Source organism: Ruthenibacterium sp. (assembly GCF_017421385.1).
In the GTDB taxonomy this organism is placed as follows: Bacteria; Bacillota; Clostridia; order Oscillospirales; family Ruminococcaceae; genus Ruthenibacterium; species Ruthenibacterium lactatiformans.
Genome location: NZ_JAFOIN010000077.1, coordinates 40,471 through 58,931, shown reverse-complemented (window position 1 = coordinate 58,931; position 18,461 = coordinate 40,471). Strand labels below are relative to the sequence as shown.

The 18,461-nt window shown below is 61.4% G+C and carries 18 protein-coding genes; 8 read left to right on the top strand and 10 right to left on the bottom strand.

Going from position 1 to position 18,461, the window contains the following annotated elements:
* The first annotated feature begins 230 nt into the window (after positions 1-230).
* Genes IIY41_RS08480 through IIY41_RS08470 form a run of 3 tightly spaced genes read left to right on the top strand, consistent with a single transcriptional unit; the run spans position 231 to position 2,547 of the window.
* On the top strand, positions 231-1,070 hold the full coding sequence (locus tag IIY41_RS08480; protein WP_165858874.1) for an HAD hydrolase family protein: 840 nt from the start codon (positions 231-233) through the stop codon (positions 1,068-1,070).
* Positions 1,067-2,122, top strand: a complete 1,056-nt coding sequence (gene mutY / locus IIY41_RS08475; RefSeq protein ID WP_287400366.1) for an A/G-specific adenine glycosylase — start codon at positions 1,067-1,069, stop codon at positions 2,120-2,122. Before IIY41_RS08480 ends, mutY begins: the two co-directional genes overlap by 4 nt.
* 59 nt (positions 2,123-2,181) lie before the next feature.
* Positions 2,182-2,547 carry a hypothetical protein gene (locus IIY41_RS08470; protein WP_244139649.1) on the top strand — a complete coding sequence of 122 codons (366 nt, stop codon included), beginning with the start codon at positions 2,182-2,184 and terminating at the stop codon, positions 2,545-2,547.
* A gap of 239 nt (positions 2,548-2,786) precedes the next feature.
* On the opposite strand, the gene IIY41_RS08465 is transcribed toward IIY41_RS08470, so the two are convergent.
* The 4 genes from IIY41_RS08465 to hflX all read right to left on the bottom strand — a co-directional run bounded on the left by IIY41_RS08465 (position 2,787) and on the right by hflX (position 6,002).
* Positions 2,787-3,419: a GNAT family N-acetyltransferase gene (locus tag IIY41_RS08465; RefSeq protein ID WP_058722770.1), complete on the bottom strand. Its 633-nt coding sequence runs from the start codon at positions 3,417-3,419 to the stop codon at positions 2,787-2,789.
* A gap of 37 nt (positions 3,420-3,456) precedes the next feature.
* Positions 3,457-3,966: a zinc-ribbon domain-containing protein gene (locus IIY41_RS08460; RefSeq protein WP_058722771.1), complete on the bottom strand. Its 510-nt coding sequence runs from the start codon at positions 3,964-3,966 to the stop codon at positions 3,457-3,459.
* The gene (locus IIY41_RS08455; protein WP_009324904.1) at positions 3,963-4,421 is read right to left on the bottom strand and encodes an Lrp/AsnC family transcriptional regulator; all 459 of its coding nucleotides are present in this window, start codon (positions 4,419-4,421) and stop codon (positions 3,963-3,965) included. The genes IIY41_RS08460 and IIY41_RS08455 overlap by 4 nt, the downstream gene beginning before the upstream one ends.
* 339 nt (positions 4,422-4,760) lie before the next feature.
* Positions 4,761-6,002, bottom strand: a complete 1,242-nt coding sequence (gene hflX, locus IIY41_RS08450; RefSeq protein WP_058722772.1) for a GTPase HflX — start codon at positions 6,000-6,002, stop codon at positions 4,761-4,763.
* Between the two features lie 376 nt (positions 6,003-6,378).
* Here hflX and proB point away from each other — a divergent pair, with 376 nt between their 5' ends.
* From proB to IIY41_RS08425, 5 genes are all read left to right on the top strand, one after another.
* A complete protein-coding gene (gene proB / locus IIY41_RS08445) occupies positions 6,379-7,164 on the top strand; it encodes a glutamate 5-kinase (RefSeq protein WP_055081636.1) in 786 nt (261 codons plus the stop codon).
* A gap of 45 nt (positions 7,165-7,209) precedes the next feature.
* Positions 7,210-8,445 carry a glutamate-5-semialdehyde dehydrogenase gene (locus tag IIY41_RS08440; RefSeq protein ID WP_050005024.1) on the top strand — a complete coding sequence of 412 codons (1,236 nt, stop codon included), beginning with the start codon at positions 7,210-7,212 and terminating at the stop codon, positions 8,443-8,445.
* Positions 8,446-8,476: 31 nt separating this feature from the next.
* The gene (locus IIY41_RS08435) at positions 8,477-9,340 is read left to right on the top strand and encodes a hypothetical protein (RefSeq protein WP_009324912.1); all 864 of its coding nucleotides are present in this window, start codon (positions 8,477-8,479) and stop codon (positions 9,338-9,340) included.
* A 134-nt stretch (positions 9,341-9,474) separates the two neighbouring features.
* Positions 9,475-10,182 carry a response regulator transcription factor gene (locus IIY41_RS08430; protein WP_009324914.1) on the top strand — a complete coding sequence of 236 codons (708 nt, stop codon included), beginning with the start codon at positions 9,475-9,477 and terminating at the stop codon, positions 10,180-10,182.
* Positions 10,154-12,229 carry a sensor histidine kinase gene (locus IIY41_RS08425; protein WP_287400362.1) on the top strand — a complete coding sequence of 692 codons (2,076 nt, stop codon included), beginning with the start codon at positions 10,154-10,156 and terminating at the stop codon, positions 12,227-12,229. The genes IIY41_RS08430 and IIY41_RS08425 overlap by 29 nt, the downstream gene beginning before the upstream one ends.
* A 108-nt stretch (positions 12,230-12,337) precedes the next feature.
* On the opposite strand, the gene IIY41_RS08420 is transcribed toward IIY41_RS08425, so the two are convergent.
* The 6 genes from IIY41_RS08420 to IIY41_RS08395 all read right to left on the bottom strand — a co-directional run bounded on the left by IIY41_RS08420 (position 12,338) and on the right by IIY41_RS08395 (position 18,457).
* The gene (locus tag IIY41_RS08420) at positions 12,338-12,877 is read right to left on the bottom strand and encodes a biotin transporter BioY (protein ID WP_009324918.1); all 540 of its coding nucleotides are present in this window, start codon (positions 12,875-12,877) and stop codon (positions 12,338-12,340) included.
* Positions 12,878-12,977: 100 nt separating this feature from the next.
* Positions 12,978-13,946 carry a biotin--[acetyl-CoA-carboxylase] ligase gene (locus IIY41_RS08415; RefSeq protein ID WP_055081262.1) on the bottom strand — a complete coding sequence of 323 codons (969 nt, stop codon included), beginning with the start codon at positions 13,944-13,946 and terminating at the stop codon, positions 12,978-12,980.
* A gap of 82 nt (positions 13,947-14,028) precedes the next feature.
* Positions 14,029-14,724 carry a DUF1361 domain-containing protein gene (locus IIY41_RS08410; RefSeq protein WP_009324921.1) on the bottom strand — a complete coding sequence of 232 codons (696 nt, stop codon included), beginning with the start codon at positions 14,722-14,724 and terminating at the stop codon, positions 14,029-14,031.
* A 171-nt stretch (positions 14,725-14,895) separates the two neighbouring features.
* A complete protein-coding gene (locus IIY41_RS08405) occupies positions 14,896-15,627 on the bottom strand; it encodes an MBL fold metallo-hydrolase (RefSeq protein ID WP_009324923.1) in 732 nt (243 codons plus the stop codon).
* A 15-nt stretch (positions 15,628-15,642) separates the two neighbouring features.
* The gene (locus IIY41_RS08400) at positions 15,643-16,329 is read right to left on the bottom strand and encodes an MgtC/SapB family protein (RefSeq protein WP_117472489.1); all 687 of its coding nucleotides are present in this window, start codon (positions 16,327-16,329) and stop codon (positions 15,643-15,645) included.
* A 109-nt stretch (positions 16,330-16,438) separates the two neighbouring features.
* The gene (locus IIY41_RS08395; RefSeq protein WP_009324928.1) at positions 16,439-18,457 is read right to left on the bottom strand and encodes a DUF6259 domain-containing protein; all 2,019 of its coding nucleotides are present in this window, start codon (positions 18,455-18,457) and stop codon (positions 16,439-16,441) included.
* Between the last annotated feature and the right edge of the window lie 4 nt (positions 18,458-18,461).

The following is an 18,461-nucleotide window of genomic DNA, read 5'->3' as shown; positions in this document are numbered from 1 at the left end:
GGGCTTTGAGAACATTGAACCATGCAAAACCGCGGCAGGCGCGGTTTTGTTGGGGCCGCTTCGCGGCATCATGGTATAATATGTCCGGTTGGCGAATGCAAGCCGCAGGCGAAGCATGAGCCTGGCGGCATAGATACCATGTTTCTTAGTGAACACGAGCGGTACCCGAAGTGCGAGCTCGGAAATATGGCAGAACAGGAAAAATTGCTGAAGAAAGGGGGGCGGGCGGCTTGTCCACCCTGTTTGTGACGGATCTGGACGGCACGCTGCTGGGCGCAGACGCGCGCATTTCACAGGAAAGCGCGGCATTGCTGCGCCCTATGCTGGACGAAGGGCTTCAGCTTGCCGTGGCCACGGCCCGCAGCCCCGCCACGGTGGTGGAGCTGCTGCGGCCGCTGGGCCTTCGCACGCCCGCTGTGCTGATGACGGGTACGATGATTTACGATGTTGCGCACACGCGCTGCCTTGCCGCCACGCCGCTGGCGCGGGAAACGGCCGCCGCCGTGTGCGCGGTGCTGGAGCGCACGGGCCAGGAGGCGCTTGCTTACAGCGTCAAAGGCGGCCATTTGTATGTGTATTACAAAGAATTCGCCTGCGATTTTGAGCGGTCGTTCGTTTCCAGCCGCATCCATTCGCCGTATAAGACCTTTGTGCAGGTGGAACACTATCCCGAAGCGCTTGCGGGCGGCGACACGCTGATGTTCCTTCTTGCGCTGCCCGGCGCAGAGGAAGCCCGCGCGTTTTACGATATTTTTTCGGCCATTCCCGGGCTTATCTGCTACTATTATTCCGACGAATACGGCAGCGGCGGCTGCCTGCTGGAAATCTATCCCGAAGGCTGCACCAAGGCCAGCGCACTGGCCCGCGTGGTGGAGATGACGGGCGCGCGGCGCATCGTCAGCTTTGGGGACAACATCAATGACGTGCCGATGTTCCGCATCTCCGCGGAGAGCTGCGCCGTGGCCAACGCCGTGCCCGAAGCGCGCGCCGCCGCTACACGCGTCATCGGCGCCAACACGGAAAACGGCGTGGCCCGCTGGCTGGCCGAGCACTGGAGAGACTGGCAATGACACTTCCCGATATCGCGCCGCCGCTGCTGCGGTGGTATGAACAGAACAAACGCACTCTGCCGTTTCGCACGGTCTCCACGCCCTACCGCGTTTGGGTAAGCGAGATCATGCTGCAGCAAACGAGAGTCTCGGCCGCGCTGCCTTACTTTGAACGTTTCATGGCCGAGCTGCCCACAGTGGCCGACCTTGCCGCCTGCGACCCCGAGCGCCTGCACAAACTATGGGAGGGCCTGGGCTATTACAGCCGTGTGCGGAATCTGCAAAAGGCCGCGCAGATCGTAATGGAGCAGCACGGGGGCGCGCTGCCCGCCGATTATGACGCGCTGCTGAAGCTGCCGGGCGTAGGCGCATATACGGCGGGCGCCATCGCCTCCATCAGCTTTGGTCTGCCCGTGCCCGCCGTGGACGGCAACGTACTGCGGGTGTTCGCCCGTATCCTGAACGATGGGCGCGATGTGACCAGGCCTGACGTAAAAAAAGACCTGACAGCCCGCGTGATGGAGCTGCAGCCGCCGGAACGCCCCGGCGACTACAACCAGGCGCTGATGGAGCTGGGGGCATTGGCGTGCCTGCCGGGCGGCGCGCCCCTGTGCAGCGAATGTCCCTTGCGCGGGCTGTGTGCGGCCCGCGCCCTGGGCGTGCAGGAGACACTGCCCGTAAAGGCGCCGCCCGCTGCAAAAAGAACGCAGCATTGGACCGTGGCGCTGGTGCTGGATATGGAAAACCGGCGCGTCCTGCTGCAGCAGCGCCCGCAGAAGGGGCTTCTGGCGGGGCTGTGGCAGCCCGTGCTGCTGGAGGGCGCGCGCAGCGCCATACAAACAGAGCAGGCACTGGCGGCGCTCGGCGTCACAGCCCGCGCCGTGGAGCCTTTGACGCCCGCCCGGCATGTGTTCAGCCATCTTGTGTGGGAGATGGACGGGTTTGCCTGCGCCGCGCAAAGCTGCGCGCCTCCGCCGGGCTGCGTCTGGGCCGGGCGCGCGGAAGTGGACGGAGTGTATACACTGCCGGGCGCGTTCAAGGCATACCGTCCGGTGTTGAAAAAATACTTGTAAACCGGCCGGAAAGCGGATATAATAAGCGTAAGTGAAAATCGGTGTGCAGGAGGGTGCGGATGGGACTTTTTCTGGCGTCAAAACTGACGAGGCTTGCACTTGGGGCGGCCCAAACCGCTCTGGCCGCGGGAGAGGCCTGCCGCACCGGCAAAAAAATAGAAAAACGGGTGCGGGAAGCCCTGCGCCCCCAAAAGGAGGACGTTATCACCATGAAAAAATCGACTTTTGCAGCCATTTTGGTGTTCTTCGCTGCCATTGCCGGCGCGCTGACTGCCGCTTATATGTATCTGCGCCGCCGCGAGGCCGAGCTGGATGAATATGAGCAGCTCCTGTTCAGTGAGGATTTCAGCCATGAGGAACCTGCGGCGGAAGAAACCGCCGCAGCGGACGAGGCGGATGACGCCGAGGATGACATCGCGTTTTAAGCGCGGACGCGCCGCAGCATCTGAAACAGAAAAACGCCGGAACGGTCTGCGGGCCGTTCCGGCGTTTCAATTTGTCAAAAAACTTTGCTTTTCCGCCCAACTGCTTTACGAACGGAGCCTCACGCGCCTGCGGGCGCAGTCGTCACCCCATTCTTCCGGAATACTCTTTCACTTATGCCTCGTTCAACGCAGCGAAACGCCTCCTCAGCCTGCACGCATCCGGCGGCATATGCTCTGTCCTATTCGACAAAGGAATGGGATAAAATATAAAATTCCTCCTGCGAGGGCTGCCATTTTTTCTCCAACTTTTCCAAAGTATCGTCATACCTTTGGGCTTCTTCCTCTGAAAACGCCATCACAGGGCTATCGCGATAGACCCATTTGCGCCCATCCAGCGCGCCGGGAACAAGCTCCTTCACCAGCATGGCCGCGGGGTAACGTCCGTTATCCGCGCAGACGTTGAACTTTTTGCAGCTTTTAAAGCCTCGGGCCACATAGTTCGCCGGGCTGCCGAAAATAACAATAACGTCATAGCCCAGCGCGGCCGCTTTTTCAAAAGACGTTTCCATAAGCTGCCTGCCATAGCCCATCCGCTGATATTCCGGCGCGATGCAGACAGGGCCGAACGTGAGGATTTCTTTTTCCTTCCCCGCCGCGTCGGAAAGCTTCGCCTTTGTGTACAGAATGCTGCCGATCACCCGGCCGTCCAGTTCCAGCACCAGGTCCAGCTCCGGAATAAAGTCCTCGTGGCCGCGCATGACCCGCGCCAGATAATGCTCGGTGCAGCCAGGCACATAAAGGTTGTAAAACGCTTTTCTTATGAGCTCTTCCACATGCCTGTGGTCGGTTTCTTTTTCATTTCGTACAATCATTCTTCAGAATGCTCCTTTTCTCCCGCGCGCAGCATGCTCAAACCACACCGCCCACAGATACCAGCCCCATGGACACCGCAAAGGTAACGGCCGCCAGCACCACGATGGATGCCCCGATACACACGCCCGTGAGGATCAGTCCCGCACGCGCCAGGCTCCGTCGGCTCTCGTTGCCCTGGGCCGCATAAGCCCATTTCAGCATCAGAACAAGGTTGAGCACCGGCACGCAGAGGGCCAGCAGGATACCCACACATTGCCCTGTTGTCAGGGGAATCATATCTTCCGGCGGGATGGGAGGGTCGGCAGGCGGCATTTTTTCACGCTTTGCGCGGCGGCGCTTCCGCCCGGGCCGGGCAGCATCCTCCGACGCCGGATTTTCCTGTTCCGGGCTTCCGCCTTCGTCCAAAGGCATGCTTTTCCGCGCAGACGCGGAACGCGCCTGCGCCGCGTTCTGCGCCGCGTCCGCCTGCAGCGCCGCGCGCGCCCCGCAATTTTCACAATACAGCGCGTCCTGCGCAATGGGTTCGCCGCATTTCTCGCAGATCATACCGGGTCCTTTCCGTGCTCATGCACATCCAAAGTAAAGCGCCGGTCCACCGGCGCGGATAAAATGATCTGGGTGCTCGTCTGCCCCAGCTTCTGAAAACGGTTGATAAGATGCTCCAGCTCATGGATGCCCGCGCAGCTCACCTTCACAATAAAGCTGTGGCTGCCCGTAACATGAAAGCATTGCGCCACGCCGGGCTGATTTTCCACCATCGTGATGAAATACTGCCTGTCGGCCGGAGCGACGGAAATACTGATCAGCGCGTCGATATGGCTTTTCGGCTCGGCGTCGCCCAGCACTACGGTGTAGCCTGCGATCACGCCCGTCTTTTCCATACGGCGGATGCGCTCGCTCACAGCCGGGCTTGTCAGCGATACCTGGCGGGCGATATCCTTTACCGTCATGCGGCCATCGGCCGACAGCAGGCGCAGTATTTTGCGGTCCAGTTCATCCATGCGGGACAAGCCTCCAATGGTAAAATCTTAATGTTTTAAAGCTGTTTTTCAAAGAAAAGTTACAAAATAAATATTTTGAATCCACTTTCGCAGTTTTCTTAATTATATAATGAATTTTTTCGTTTGTAAATGTTTTTATTAAGCATTTTTCCGCTTTCTTCTTTTGACAAATAAAGCAAAAGGAGTATACTAAAGCTACTGAATTTGATTACACCAAACTTATTTATACTTTCCCACCCCTCTATGCAAAAAGCGCTGCCGCCAAGCAGCGCTTTTTGCTTTGTATATAAAAATTGCGGCCCGCGCCCCTTTCCGGCGGCGCGGGCCGTTTTATCCGCCTCAGACCAGATACGGTGTAAAACGGTGCAGATCCATCGTTTTGACAATGCCTTCCAGATACACGCCTTCGGGACGGTACTCCTCTGTCAGGACAGTGCCATTCTCCCGCATGGGCGTAGCCTCTCCCAGTTTATCATAGGGCAGCAGCACCGCGATGCGCCGCACGCGGCCCGCCAACGCGGCGTCCAGGCGTGCCAGCAGCGCGTCCAGCCCCTCGCCCGTCACCGCGCTGGTGCGCACGGCCGAAGTATCGAACAGCGCCGCGTTCTCCACACGGTCACATTTATTGTACACAACGATCTGCGGGATATCTCCACAGCCCAGCTCGCCCAGCACGTCGTCCGTCACGGCTAGCTGCGCGGCAGCCTCCGGGTCCGAAGCGTCGCATACTTTCAGAATCACGTCCGCAAAGGCGGCCTCCTCCAGCGTGCTTTTGAACGCCTGCACCAGATTGTGCGGCAGCCGGCTTACAAAGCCCACGGTGTCTACAGCCACACAGGCCAGCCCCGAGGGCAGCGACAGACGGCGGGCTGTCGGGTCCAGCGTGGCAAACAGCATGTCAGCCTCCAGCACCTGCGCGCCGCAAAGGCGGTTCAGCAGGCTGGATTTCCCCACATTGGTATACCCTACCAGCGCCACCACGGGCACACCGCTCTTTTCGCGGCTCTTGCGCGTTTCGGCACGGCGGCGCTCCAGCTCTTCCAGGCGTTCGCGCAGCGCGTCGATGCGGCGGCGCACATGGCGGCGGTCGTATTCCAGCTTGCTTTCGCCCGCGCCGCGGCGGGCGCCTGCGCCGCCGCCCCCGCCGCCGCCCTGACGGGACAGGCTGGCGCCAAGGCCCGCCAGACGGGGCAGACGGTACTGCAGCGTGGCAAGCTCCGTTTGCAGTTTGCCTTCATTCGTCACGGCCCGGCTTGCGAATATCTCCAAAATCAGCATGGTGCGGTCTATGACCTGCACCTCCAGCAGCTCCTCCAGATTTCGGATCTGGCTGCCGGACAGCTCGGCGTCGAACACGGCGCACTCCGCGCCCAGGTTGATGCACAGCATACGGCCCTCGGCCAGGCGGCCTTCGCCCAAAAATGTGGCCGCCTCCGGCGTTTCACGCTTCTGCACCACCTCCGCCACGGCTTCCATGCCGTTTGCCTGTGCCAGGGCGGCCAGCTCTTCCATGCTGCGCTCAATGTCATATCCGCCGCAGTCCGCGGCAAACAATACTACTTTGATTGGTTCTTCCGTCATAATTCTCCTTCATGGGGCGGGCCGCCGTACAGCGGCGCATCCCGTCCCGCTCTTTGTCCGTTCATAAAACCGGCGGCGCCAATGCGCGCCGCTCCTGCCGTGTTCATGTTCATCCGACGCATGGCGGACACTTCTTTCTACATTACTTTTATAATGCATAAGCTGCCTTGCTGCCGCTTACAGCTCATTATAATAAGTATTCCGCCCTCCGTCAAAGGATTTTTTGCTTTCCGGTTTTTTTTATGCTATAATAACCCCAAAACCGCCGCTGCCGCGGCTGGGCACACCCTGTGCGCTTACGCGGCAGCACGGCTGTGCGCGCGGGTAGATTCGGCCCGTGCTGGGGAAAGTATGAATGGGTTGGGGGCTTTTTTTGATGCGAGTTGTCGTAAAGGTGGGCACTTCCACGCTTGCCCACAAAACCGGATGTCTGAACATCCGCCTGGTGGAAACACTGTGCAAAACATTGGCGGACCTGCAGAATGCCGGGCACCAGATCGTGCTGGTTTCCTCGGGCGCCATCGGCATGGGCGTGGGCAAGCTGCAGCTCGGGGCGCGCCCCTCGGACATGGCCACCAAGCAGGCCGCCGCGGCCGTGGGCCAATGCGAGCTGATGTACACCTACGACAAGCTGTTTACCGAATACAACCACACCGTGGCGCAGGTGCTGCTCACGGCGGCGGACATCGAGGACAAAATGCGCCGCCACAACGTGGAAACGACGCTCCAGCGCCTGCTGCAGCTGGGCGCCATTCCTGTCATCAACGAAAACGACACGGTTTCCACAGCTGAGATTGCAGAGGTCTCCACCCTGGGCGACAACGATACGCTGGCCTCCATTGTGGCCGTCAGCGTTGAAGCGGACCTGTTGGTGCTGCTCAGCGACATCGAGGGCCTGTACACCGCCGACCCGCACAAAGACCCGAACGCGGTGCTCATCCGTGAGGTCGCCGCCATCACGCCGGACATTGAGGCGCTGGCGGGGGGCGCGGGCTCCGGCCAGGGCACGGGCGGCATGGTGACGAAGCTGCGCGCCGCGCGCCGTGTGACACAGCAGGGCATCCCCATGGTCATTGCCAACGGCGCGGACCCGCTTTGCCTGTACGACATCGTTGAGGGAAAGCCGGTGGGCACACGCTTTCTGGGGAATGCCCAGGCCTGACGCGCCGCGCCCATTGAACGTCCCGTTTTAAAGGAGGAAACCGACATGACCACCGCCGATCTGCTTTGCGCCGCCCGCGCCGTAAAACCGGCCGCGGCCGCACTTTCCACCGCTGAGAAAAACCGTCTGCTGGAGGCCATGGCCCAGGCTTTGCTGGACCACGCCGATAATATCCTCGCGGCCAACGCCGCGGATGTGGAGGCCGCGCGCGGCGTGATCGCCCCTGTCATGATCGACCGTCTCTCTCTCTCGCCCGCGCGCGTGGAAAGCATGGCCGAGGGCATGCGCGCCGTCGCCGCACTGCCGGACCCGGTGGGCGAGCTCCTCAGCGAGACAGCCCGGTCCAACGGGCTCGTCATCCGCAAGGTTCGCGTGCCCATGGGCGTGATTGCCATTATCTACGAGAGCCGCCCCAATGTGACGGCGGACGCCGCCGCGCTCTGCCTGAAGAGCGGCAACGTATGCGTCCTGCGCGGCGGCAAGGAGTCCATCCGCTCCAATACAGCCGTTGTCGCCGCGCTGCGCGCGGGGCTGGAGCACTGCGGAGCGCCCGGCACGCTGGTGAATCTGGTGGAGGATACCTCCCGCGCCAGTGCCGCCCACCTGATGGAGGCCCGCGGCTTTGTGGACCTGCTGATCCCCCGGGGCGGCAAGGGCCTCATCCGCGCCTGCGTGGACAGCGCCAAGGTGCCCTGCATCGAAACAGGCACGGGTATCTGCCATATTTATGTGGATGCCGCGGCCGACCTGCAAAAAGCCCTGGACATCGTATACAACGCGAAAACGAGCCGTCCGTCCGTGTGCAACGCCGCCGAGGTTTGCCTGGTTCACCGGGACGTTGCAGAAGCGTTCCTGCCCGCGTTGGCCGCGCGTCTGGCCGGTAAACAGGTGGAGCTTCGGCTCTGCCCCCGCGCCGCGGCCGTCATTCCCGGCACGCCCGCCGGGCCGGAGGATTTCGACACCGAATTTCTGGATTACATTCTGGCCGTAAAGGTCGTGGACAGCGTGCAGGACGCGGCGGCGCACATCGCGGCCCACTCCACGGGCCACAGCGAGGCCATCGTCACCGAAGACGCCGCCGCGGCGGACGCATTCTGCGCAGCCGTGGATTCGGCCGCCGTATATGTGAACGCCTCCACGCGCTTTACGGACGGCGGCGAATTTGGGCTGGGCTGTGAAATGGGCATTTCCACGCAGAAGCTGGGCGCGCGCGGGCCGATGGGCCTGGCCGAGCTGACCAGCTACAAATATATCATCCGGGGCAACGGACAAGTGCGCTGAACGCCCCGCTTTCAACAAGGAGAGTACCGATATGGCAACTTCAAACGAAGCCGAAAAGGCGCGCCACGCGCTGCGCCGCCGCCGCAGGCTGCGGCAGGTGCTGGGCGCGGTGGTGTGTGTCCTGGTCGTCATTGGGCTGGCAAGCGTCATTTCCGGCGGCGTGCGCCTGACAGCCAGCCTGTTCGACGACACCGAGGAAAAAGAGGAATTCGAGCTGCGGCTGCAAACGCTTGTCTCGCTGGACCCGGAGCCTTTTGATTCACTGGAAAGCGCAAACCGCGCGCGCCTGCTGGACGCGGCCATCTGGTCCGTTATCCAGCAAAACAGCGACAGTCTGGACACCTACGAGCGCGACGAGGTGGGCGCGATGTACCTGCCCACACTGGATATCGACCGCGCCGTGGCCTCGCTGTACGGGCCGGATTTTCATTTCAATTACGAGACCTTCACCGACAACGGGCTGACGTTCCAGTATGTGCCGGAAAAGAACGCCTACCTGCTGCCCATCACCAGCGTGAACGGCAACTATTCGCCGCGCGTGATGCAGATCCGGCGCGAAGGCAGCACCAAGCGCGTGACCGTCGGCTATCTGGACCTGTACGGCAGCGGCGAGATCGTGTTCGACCCCACCAAGCTGGAACCGGCGAAATATATGGATTATATCTTTACGAGAAGCGGCGACGCGTATTACCTGACAGCCATTACCGAAAGCGAGATGAAAGCAGAGAGCCAGACGGGTTCCGTCTCTTCCGGTGGAGCGCAGGCGCCTGTTGCCCCGCAGGACCAGGTGATGGACAATGTGGCCTCGGCTCTGCCCGAGAGCGTGGCACCCGCACAGAGCGGTTCCGCCTCGGAAAGCGCAACCACGGACCCGGCTTCCGCGCCGGCAGAATAACTGCGAAAACACCGCCTATCCTGCGATGGGCGGTGTTTTTGTGACAAGGCGTATTTTTAAGGAAATCGTAAGGGTTTTCCCCTGCCGGAATTTATAATCGGGCGGTATCATACAAGCAACGGGAGGATGCGGATATGGAACAGACAAAAATTCTTGTCGTGGACGACGACCGTGAGATCGTAGGAGCCATTGCGGCGCTGCTGGAGCTGGAGGGCTACACCGTGCTGCGCGCCTACGACGGACTGGAGGCATTGGACGCGCTGCACACCCACGATGTGCAGCTGATGATTTTGGACGTGATGATGCCGCGCATGGACGGCCTTTCCGCCACCATGCAGATCCGCAAGGAAAAGAACGTGCCCATCCTGCTGCTGAGCGCCAAGACCGAGGACGCCGATAAGATCGCGGGGCTGGCCATCGGCGCGGACGATTACATCACCAAGCCCTACAATCCCATGGAGCTGGTGGCCCGCGTGAAAGCAATGCTGCGCCGCTATCTGGCGCTGGGCACGCTGGCGGGCGCGCCCGCCCGGGAAAATGTGGTGACGCTGGGCGGCCTTTCGCTGGACCTGGACGAAAAGCAGCTGACCGTGGACGGCGCGCCCGTGCGTCTGACGGCCACGGAATACCGCATCGTAGCGCTGCTGATGCAGAACCCCGGCCGCGTTTACAACGCGGAGGAGATCTACGAACGGGTGTGGAACGAGCCTGGCTTCAGCGTGGAAAACACCGTGATGGTACACATTCGCCGCATCCGCGAAAAAATCGAGATCAACCCGAAAAATCCCAAATATCTGAAGGTGGTGTGGGGACTTGGATACAAGATGGAAAAGGCGCAATAAAGCGTCGTTTGGGCAGATGGCGGCGTTTGCGCTGGTATTGGCGACGAACCCTGTGCTGGCATTTGTGATATGCCCGAATTTTTCCGGCGCAATGGGGATACTGCTTTTGCTGCTGAGCTGTGCGGTGTGCATTGGCTGCACGGTGTTCCTGTTCGTGCGCACCGGGCGCGTACAGGGCTCGGATGACATTTTTTTAGGAGAATCCGGCGCGCTGCCCACCGAGGTGCTGGCTGCGGTGATCCTGTTCACGCCTCTGCTGGGAATGGCGCTCGGGCTGTCTCTGGGCGCTGTGGATGTGGTCATCGCGGGCATCGGCACCGCGGGCGGCGGCGTGATGCTGCTGTGCCTTTTGGCGCTGGCGCGCAAATGGAAGGCCGGGCGTCTCATCGCCGACAGCCTGCTGGCCCGCGTCTGGCCAACGCTTTGCCGGGCGGCGCGCTTTGCCGGGCGCGCGCTGCGGAGCATCCTCACGGGCGAGAACCATCTCAACGTCCATTATCCCGCCGGGCGTGCGTGGGTCTATCGTATTTTGTGGGTGTGCGGAGTCATGGCCGGGCTTGTGGTGCTTTCCTATCTCATTCTCAGCAATCAGCTTCTGGGCGTAGGCAATGCGCGTTGGTTCGGCTCAGGGCGCTATACCGCCTTCGCCATGTTCGCCATTTTTGTGGTGACGACAGGCGCCGGATATCTTGTATGGCGCTCTTATCGGGACGCACAGAGCTTCGACGCACTTCTGCGCCAGCTTGATATTGCCGCAAAGGGCGACCCCGCGCCTGTCTGCGTTCCCGAGGACAGCAGCCTGTACGCTGCTTCCAAGGCCGTATCGGACATCGGCGCCCATCTGCAGGAAAGCGTGGCTGCCCAGATGAAAAGCGAACGCATGAAGCTGGACCTCATCACAAATGTCTCCCACGACCTGAAAACGCCCCTCACAAGCATCATCGGCTATCTGGACCTTCTGGAAAAGCAGGACGACCTGCCCGCCGGGACACGGGACTATGTGCTCATCCTGCGGCAGAAGTCCGAACGGCTGGCCACCACTGTGGCGGACCTGTTCACGCTGGCCAAGGCCACCAGCGGCAGCGAAGCGCTGGCCATCGAACCGCTGGACCTTGTAATGGCCGTGCGCCAGACATTGGGTGATATGAACGACTCCATCCGGCATACAGGCGTTCCGGTAAAGGCGACAATGCCGGAGAGCGCCATCGTGCGGGCGGACAGCGGCAAGCTGTACCGCGTGCTGCAAAACATCCTGGACAATGCGCTGCGCTATTCGCTGGTGGGCACGCGCATTTATCTGGAGGTCTCCCGGGGCGACATCGCCACCCGCCTGACGCTGACGAACACCGCGTCCTACGAAATGAACTTCGCCCCGAACGACGTGCTCCAGCGCTTTGTGCGGGGAGACGCCAGCCGCACCACCGAAGGCAGCGGCCTGGGGCTTTCCATCGCGCAGTCTTTCATGCAGAATTTCGGCGGCGGGCTGGAGGTCGGCGTACAGGGCGACACGTTCACCGTGACGCTCACCTTTCCGGGCAGCGCGGCCGCGGGAAATGGCGCCGCGCCTGCCGCCAGGATGGAGGTGTTCGGAACAGCGGAGACCTGCGGCGAAAACGACGGCGGAGATACGGAGCATGCGGCGGAGCCGGATGCACTGCCCTGTACGCCCGCAGACGTATCCGGTGCGGATGCGAACAAGGCCTGCGGGGCGTGCGCCGCAGCGCCGGAAACACCGGAACCGTGCGGCGTCTCCACCGGCATCCCGGACACCGCGCCTGTGCCAAAAGCACCCGCAGGCACGTCCGGCGCAGTGGAAAACGCACACGCCTCCGGCAGGCCGGACGGTACGGACGGCTGTTCCCCGTACGGCGAAGCTGCGGCCTTTTCCGATAAAGCGGCCGCAGCCGCCGCTTCTCCGTCTGAAACAGCCGCGCAGGCGGAACCAAAAGAGCCGGCGCCTGCGCAAAGCGTGCCGCCTTCTAAAACAGAGGAAAACAGCGGCGCCCCCTCCTCCGTTTCCCCTGCCGGGCGGCGCAAAAAGCATTGAGCCGCCGAATACGAAGCACAAGACGCAAAAGCGGAGCCGCATATCCTGACAGGATATGCGGCTCCGCTTGGTCTATCCGGTTTCGGAATTTTGCTTCCCGCAGGGCCCTTACGCTACGCCCGCTTTTGCCAGACGGCCCGCCAGCAGGCGGCCCAGAACACACGCAAGCACGCCCTTGCACACGTCCGGCACAATGAACGGCAGCACGCACCAGCCCAGCGCCGAAACAAGATCCGCCCCGGTGACGGCCATGAACCACGCAGTGCCGAACCCGTAACAGACGAGCAGCCCCGCCAGCATTGCGGCCCCGATCACAGGCAGCTTGCCCGAACGTTTGACGGCCAGCGCTGTGGCCAGAGCAATGAAAATGTATCCGATCACATAACCGCCCGTCTTGCCCAAAAGCACCGCAGGGCCGCCCATAAAACCCGCGAACACGGGGATTCCCACCGCGCCCAGAAGCATGTATACCCCCATGGAGGCCGCGGCCCATGCAGGCTCAAGCAGCATGCCCGCCAAAAACGCGCCGAACACCGCAAGGTTGAACGGCACCGGGCCGATGGGAAGCTGGATCTGCGCCAGCACAGCGGTAAGCGCCGCAAACAGCGCGGTCAAAACAAGGTCCTTTGTCGCAATTTTCCGTTTCATGTCATTCCCTCTTTTTCCGCAATACCGCGCGGCGGGCACAAGGCATGTGCCGGCCGCGGAACGGCAGTTTCATTTTTCACCGTGCCGCTGCGGCCCGGCTTTATTGAAACCGGATGCTGACTTCCCCGAACGAAAGCTCCTCCTGCCCGCCGCCGGGCAGACGCACCAGCAGATGCCCGTCGTCGGTGATGGCAAGGGCATGGGCCGGCCGGCGTTCGCCGTTTTGAATGACGTCCACGTCCCGGCCGGGCACCAGGTTGCGCGCGCGGTATTCCGCCATGAAAGACGTATCCGGCAGCGCGGTGCAAAGGGCCAGAAGCTCATCCGCAATGGCCGCAGCAATGCGGCAGCGCCCCACGTGCTCACCGGGGGTGAAAATGGACGCAGCGATCTCTGCCAGTTCCTCCGGCCAGCCGCCCTCCGGCGGAAGCAGATTCAGCCCGATGCCCACCACCAGATAGTCTACGCCGCCGGTTTCCACGTCCGCCGCCGCCTCCGTCAGGATGCCGCAGCACTTTTTGCCCCGGTAAAACAGGTCGTTCACCCACTTGATGTCCAGCCGCTTGCCCGCCGCGCGCTCCACGGCACGGCACACCGCCACCGCTGCGGCGCTGGTGACAAGCACCGCGCTCTGCATGGGCAGCGCACTGCGCAGCACCATTGAGAGGTAGAGCCCCGTGCCCGGCGGCGACGCAAAGCTGCGCCCCCTCCGCCCGCGGCCCGCGGTCTGGGAATCCGCCACCACCAGCGTGCCGTGCGGCGCGCCCGCGGCAGCCATCTGCTTTGCCGTGAGATTGGTGGATTCCAGCTCCTGTGCCACCACAAGGTTGAGCGATTTGTTCCGCAAAAACAGCCGCACGCCCTGCTCGGACAGCACCTCGCTGTCCGTATCCAGCGTATAGCCTCTGTTCTGCGCGGCGGCGATGGCATGCCCGGCCTTTTGCAGATCCTTGATGGCCTTCCATACCGCCGTACGGGAAACGCCCAGCTCTTCCGCCAGCACCTCGCCGGAGAGCGGCGTGCCGCGGTTCTCCTCCAGCAGCGCCAAAATTCGTTCTTTGGTTGTCATTGTCCGGTACACTTCTTTCTGCAGAAAAGGTGTCTGGATTTATTATAAACGAAAAAAACGCATTGTCAACTCATTTTTAATTCTAAGTTGACAATGCATCTGATTCCTTATTCTCCTGCTTCTCCCCGTCCACAGGCCGCAGCGCACCGTATGCAAGCCACAGCAAAAAAACCGCTCCTGCAGACAGCAGGGTAACTTGCAGCTGAAACGTGTCCATTGAAGCCCAAACGCGCCGCAGCAGCGCCAGCGGATGCAATATATCCCAGCTGTTCAGCCGCAAAAAACGCCCGATGTACATTCCGAAGCCGCACAGCAACAGCACCGTCCCGCCACAGGCCCATACCGCGGGCCGCGGCCAATGGACGCAGCAACATACACGGAATACGCGCATGGCCTCCAGGCCCAGCAGCACCGCCAGCACGGCGCCCGTGCCCAGCAGAAGCGTCAGCAGCCAGTCGGACACGTTTTCGCTGTGGCGCACCGTCCAATCCGCCGCGTTTACCCATTCCATCTTTTGCGGTGTATGGATCAGATCCGTGAGCATGTAAAATGTGTTGGGTAAAAACAGCAGCCACAGCACAGCGAGCGCCGCACGTCCCGCCCAAAGGCGGCAGCGCCCGGCAGCGCAGGCAAAACACAGCGGCAGCAGCGCCAACAGCATATTCCACGCCAGCCCCAGTGCCAAAAGACCGCCTGTTCGCCAAACGTGGGCCGCACAGGCGGCCCAGTACAGTCCCACGGCGGCGCCCCATCGAAGTACGCATCTTTTCCGCGCCATGCGTGTCCCTCCCCGTTCCTGCTCTTGCAGCTTTGTACCGCAAAGCCATAAAACGTCTACGCGGACCGCCCGGTCCACACAACCCAAAGGCTGTTTCTATTTTATCATACGCCTGTGCACCGGACAAGCAGAACGTTTTTCAATTCGAGGCCGTACACGCGGCCGTCCCCTTTAATCCACCTCCCAGGTTTTGCCTATGGCTGTCAGTTCTGTGCGTTCAAAGCATGCGCGGGCCTCCCGCAGGACAGTCTGCGCCTGCGGTGTATGGTAGTGCGTCAACAGCAGGCGCTTTGCTCCGTTTTCCGCAGCCAGACGTCCCGCCGTGGCGGCGCGCAGATGATGTCCCTCTTCCGCACACGGCCCTTGCGTCAGCGTCGCCTCGCACAAAAACAGGTCCGCGCCTGCGGCGACGCGCGCAAGCTGCGGACACACGCCCGCGTCGCCCGAATAGGCCAGCGTCCTTCCCTCCGCCTTCAACCGAACGCCATAGGATTCGACCAGATGCACCGTGCCGATAAACTCCAGCGCCGCGTCTCCCATCCGGAACTGCAGCCCGTCCTCAATAACATGCGGCTCAAACACATCGTTGGTGCACAGCTCGGCCCGTGCCCACGCCGGAAGGCGCGGCGTGAGCAGAGGTATCCTGGGGATGGCCTCGCCGCAGGCCCGCCGGGACTCGAGCTGATATTTCGCGCAGAACAGGTCTCCGAAATGATCAAAATGCAGATGGCTGATGGCGATCAGGTCAAGCGCGGCGAGATCGACGTCTTTCTGCAGCTTGGCAAGGCTCCCGTTCCCCATATCGAGCAATATCCTTCCGCCGTCCGCCTCGATCAAAAAACAGGAGCAAGCGCCGTCCGCCTCCGGGCAGGTGGCGTTATTTCCATATACGGTCATACGCATGCGCAGCCTCTCCTTTCATATATCCACGTAGGTAACTTCTTCCAGTGCCGCCAATTGCGCGCCCAGGCGCTCCTGCACAAGGCCGGGCGGCAGCCGCACAAAAAGCTCGTAATGCACGCCGCTGCGCTTGTGGCTCGCCTCCAGGTTTATCACCTGCACCTGCATCTCATCCAGGGCCGCCAGCGCCTGCCGCAGACCGGACGGGCCCGGCTGCGTGCGCAGGCACACAGCCGTACATCCGGGCGCGCGCGTCCAGCGGTAATCCCGGTGCAGCATCAGCTGCGTAAGAACGACGAGCGCCGTGGAAAAAAGAGACACCGCGTAAAGCCCGCAGCCCACCGCCATCCCGATGCCTGCCGTCGTCCAGATGCCCGCAGCCGTTGTAAGGCCGGTAAGCGTCCTGTGCCGCATGAATATCATTCCCGCGCCCAGAAAGCCGACCCCGCTCACGATCTGGGCCGCAATACGCGTGGGATCTGCCTTGATGCCCTCGGCAAACAGTGCAAGGTCAAAAAAACCGTATTTGGAAACGATGGTGATAAGCGCCGCGCCCAACGCTACGATCAGATGCGTGCGTACGCCCGCTTCCTTCAGGCGGGCTTTGCGCTCAAAGCCGATCACAAGCCCGCACAGCGCGGCCAGAAAAATACGCAGCAGGCATTCCCAAAAAAGTGTCGCAGGCATATTTCCGGTAAAAGACAATCCATTCAGCTCCTCTCACAGACGAAAAGGCTCCCGTTGCCCGGCACATGCCGGAAATGGGAGCCTTGTATATCTTCCCGCCGCCGGAACGAGTACAGATGAAACATTCTCACCGGTCGAACAGGACGCCGCATATCTGTCCCGGCTGCAAAGCCAGCAGCAGAGCATCCCCGTCCCGCCGTACACCGGGCGCATCCCCGTCCGGGGCTTTCACTGTACAGGCTCCGTCCGCAGCCGTGCCGTGCACCGTCAGCATGCAGGGCGCGCCGGTGTCATTGGCCGCCAGCACCATTCCGCGCCCGTCCGCAAGCTGCCAGCAGGCCGCATAGCAGAAGTCCGGCACAGGCGCCAGCCAGGCGTCGTCCAAAAAGCGCGCTTCCTTGAGCAGCGGCTGCAGTTCCCTGCGGAACCGCGCCATCTTCCTGCCATAGATATGATATTCGCCGTCCTGCGGACGCATGCGGGTGGTAATGCCCATCCACAGCACGCTGCCCAATGTAACGGCACGGTGCATATCGCGGTAGAACCACAGGCGCTGGTCGCGATCTTCCGTCTCCCAGCCGCGGGGGTTCACCATATTCACCTGCACGAATTCCGGGAACGTATATTTGAACACATTGTAATATTCATCATATTCCGCGCCGTTCCAGGTCAGGTTGCCCCAGGTATAGCTGCCATAGATATCGCCGCAGTTCTCTGTCATGATATACGCATTGGGGTTGTGCTTTCGCAGACGGCGCAGCAGCTCGCGCAGCACATACACATAGCCGTTGTTGAATTCACCGATATTTTCGTGGCTGTGTTCCGCACAGTAGCATGCGAAAGGCTCTGCAGAAGCCAGCTGGTCCAGGTAAATGCCGTCACAGCCGTAGGCTTTGACGCAGAATTCCGCAGTGTCCAGCAGGTAATCCCGCCAGAGTGTGTCGGACGGGCAGTTCACCGTGAAATGCTCCGGCCCGTAGGTCTCGCGGTACGGCTCGCCCTTTTCGTTGCGGACGGCCATTTTTTCGCCCACGGTCTTGTGGAAATCCGACTTCACGTCAAAAATCCGTGCGTTGATGTACAGCGTGGAAAACCCGCCGTGCTCCCGCACGTATTCCAGCCCGCGCCGGAATTCCATCGCGCTTCCCAGCTCCATGTCCGGATAATATTCCGGGTAGAACGAGTCGAAGCCCGTACGGTTCCAGCTTGCCAGAAACATGTGGCGCACGCCCCAGGCCGCGCCCTCTTCGTACATCTGCGGGATATCACGGAACGTATGCTCGATATTGCCTGTGCGCTTGAAATTGTAGCATTGGTTGAGCGCGCATTCGTCCGCCAAAAACGCCGGATTGTGGTCGAAATCCAAATAGGGCGCGATATACGCGCGGTAAAGCTGCGCGCCGTAATGCCAGTCCTTCGTGGTGACGGCCAGAATATATTCCCCTGTTTCATAGCTTTCCCCGGGACGGACGCGGTAATGCTTGCGAAAGCCAAAGGCCATCCACGGATCTTCGGCGCTTCCGCTTGTTTCGGCTATGACGCCCGTCACGGGGAAGCGCGCGTCATGGCTGCCGATGTACAGGCCGTTTTCGGCGTCGTAATAGTACATCCAGCTCATGGACGCAAGGCCGCAGTAGTTGATCTCGCGGCGGTAGATGTCCCCGAACGCAACGCTGCTGGCGCGCCAGAAATCTTTTTTATTCACACCGTAGCCCATTACCGGGTTGCGCGTGCGCTCGCCCGCGTGATGCGGGTAGATGATGGCGTCATCGGCGTAGTCCTCGCCCAGATAGACGCCGCCGATGTGCGGCATCAGTACCTCCACAACATCCGCCGCACTGTGGTTCTCCATCCGGGCACGGATGCACAGACGGTCGTTTTCCGCCGTACAGCGCACAGTCATACCAATGGGCAGACCGCCGAACTCCGTATAGGATATCTCCAGAAAGCCTGCTCCTGCACTCATCCCCGGTACGCCGGGCAGCAGCTTTTTCTTTTCTCCGTCCGCCAGCGCGTACAGCTCCACCAGAGGGCCGCGGGGCGCGGCTTTGATATAATCGTCCCCTGTCGCAAGGTTTACAAGGCTGACGAAATTGTTTGCCTCCGGCGCAAACCGGGCGCGGAAAGCGTTTGTTTTCAGTTCCATGACA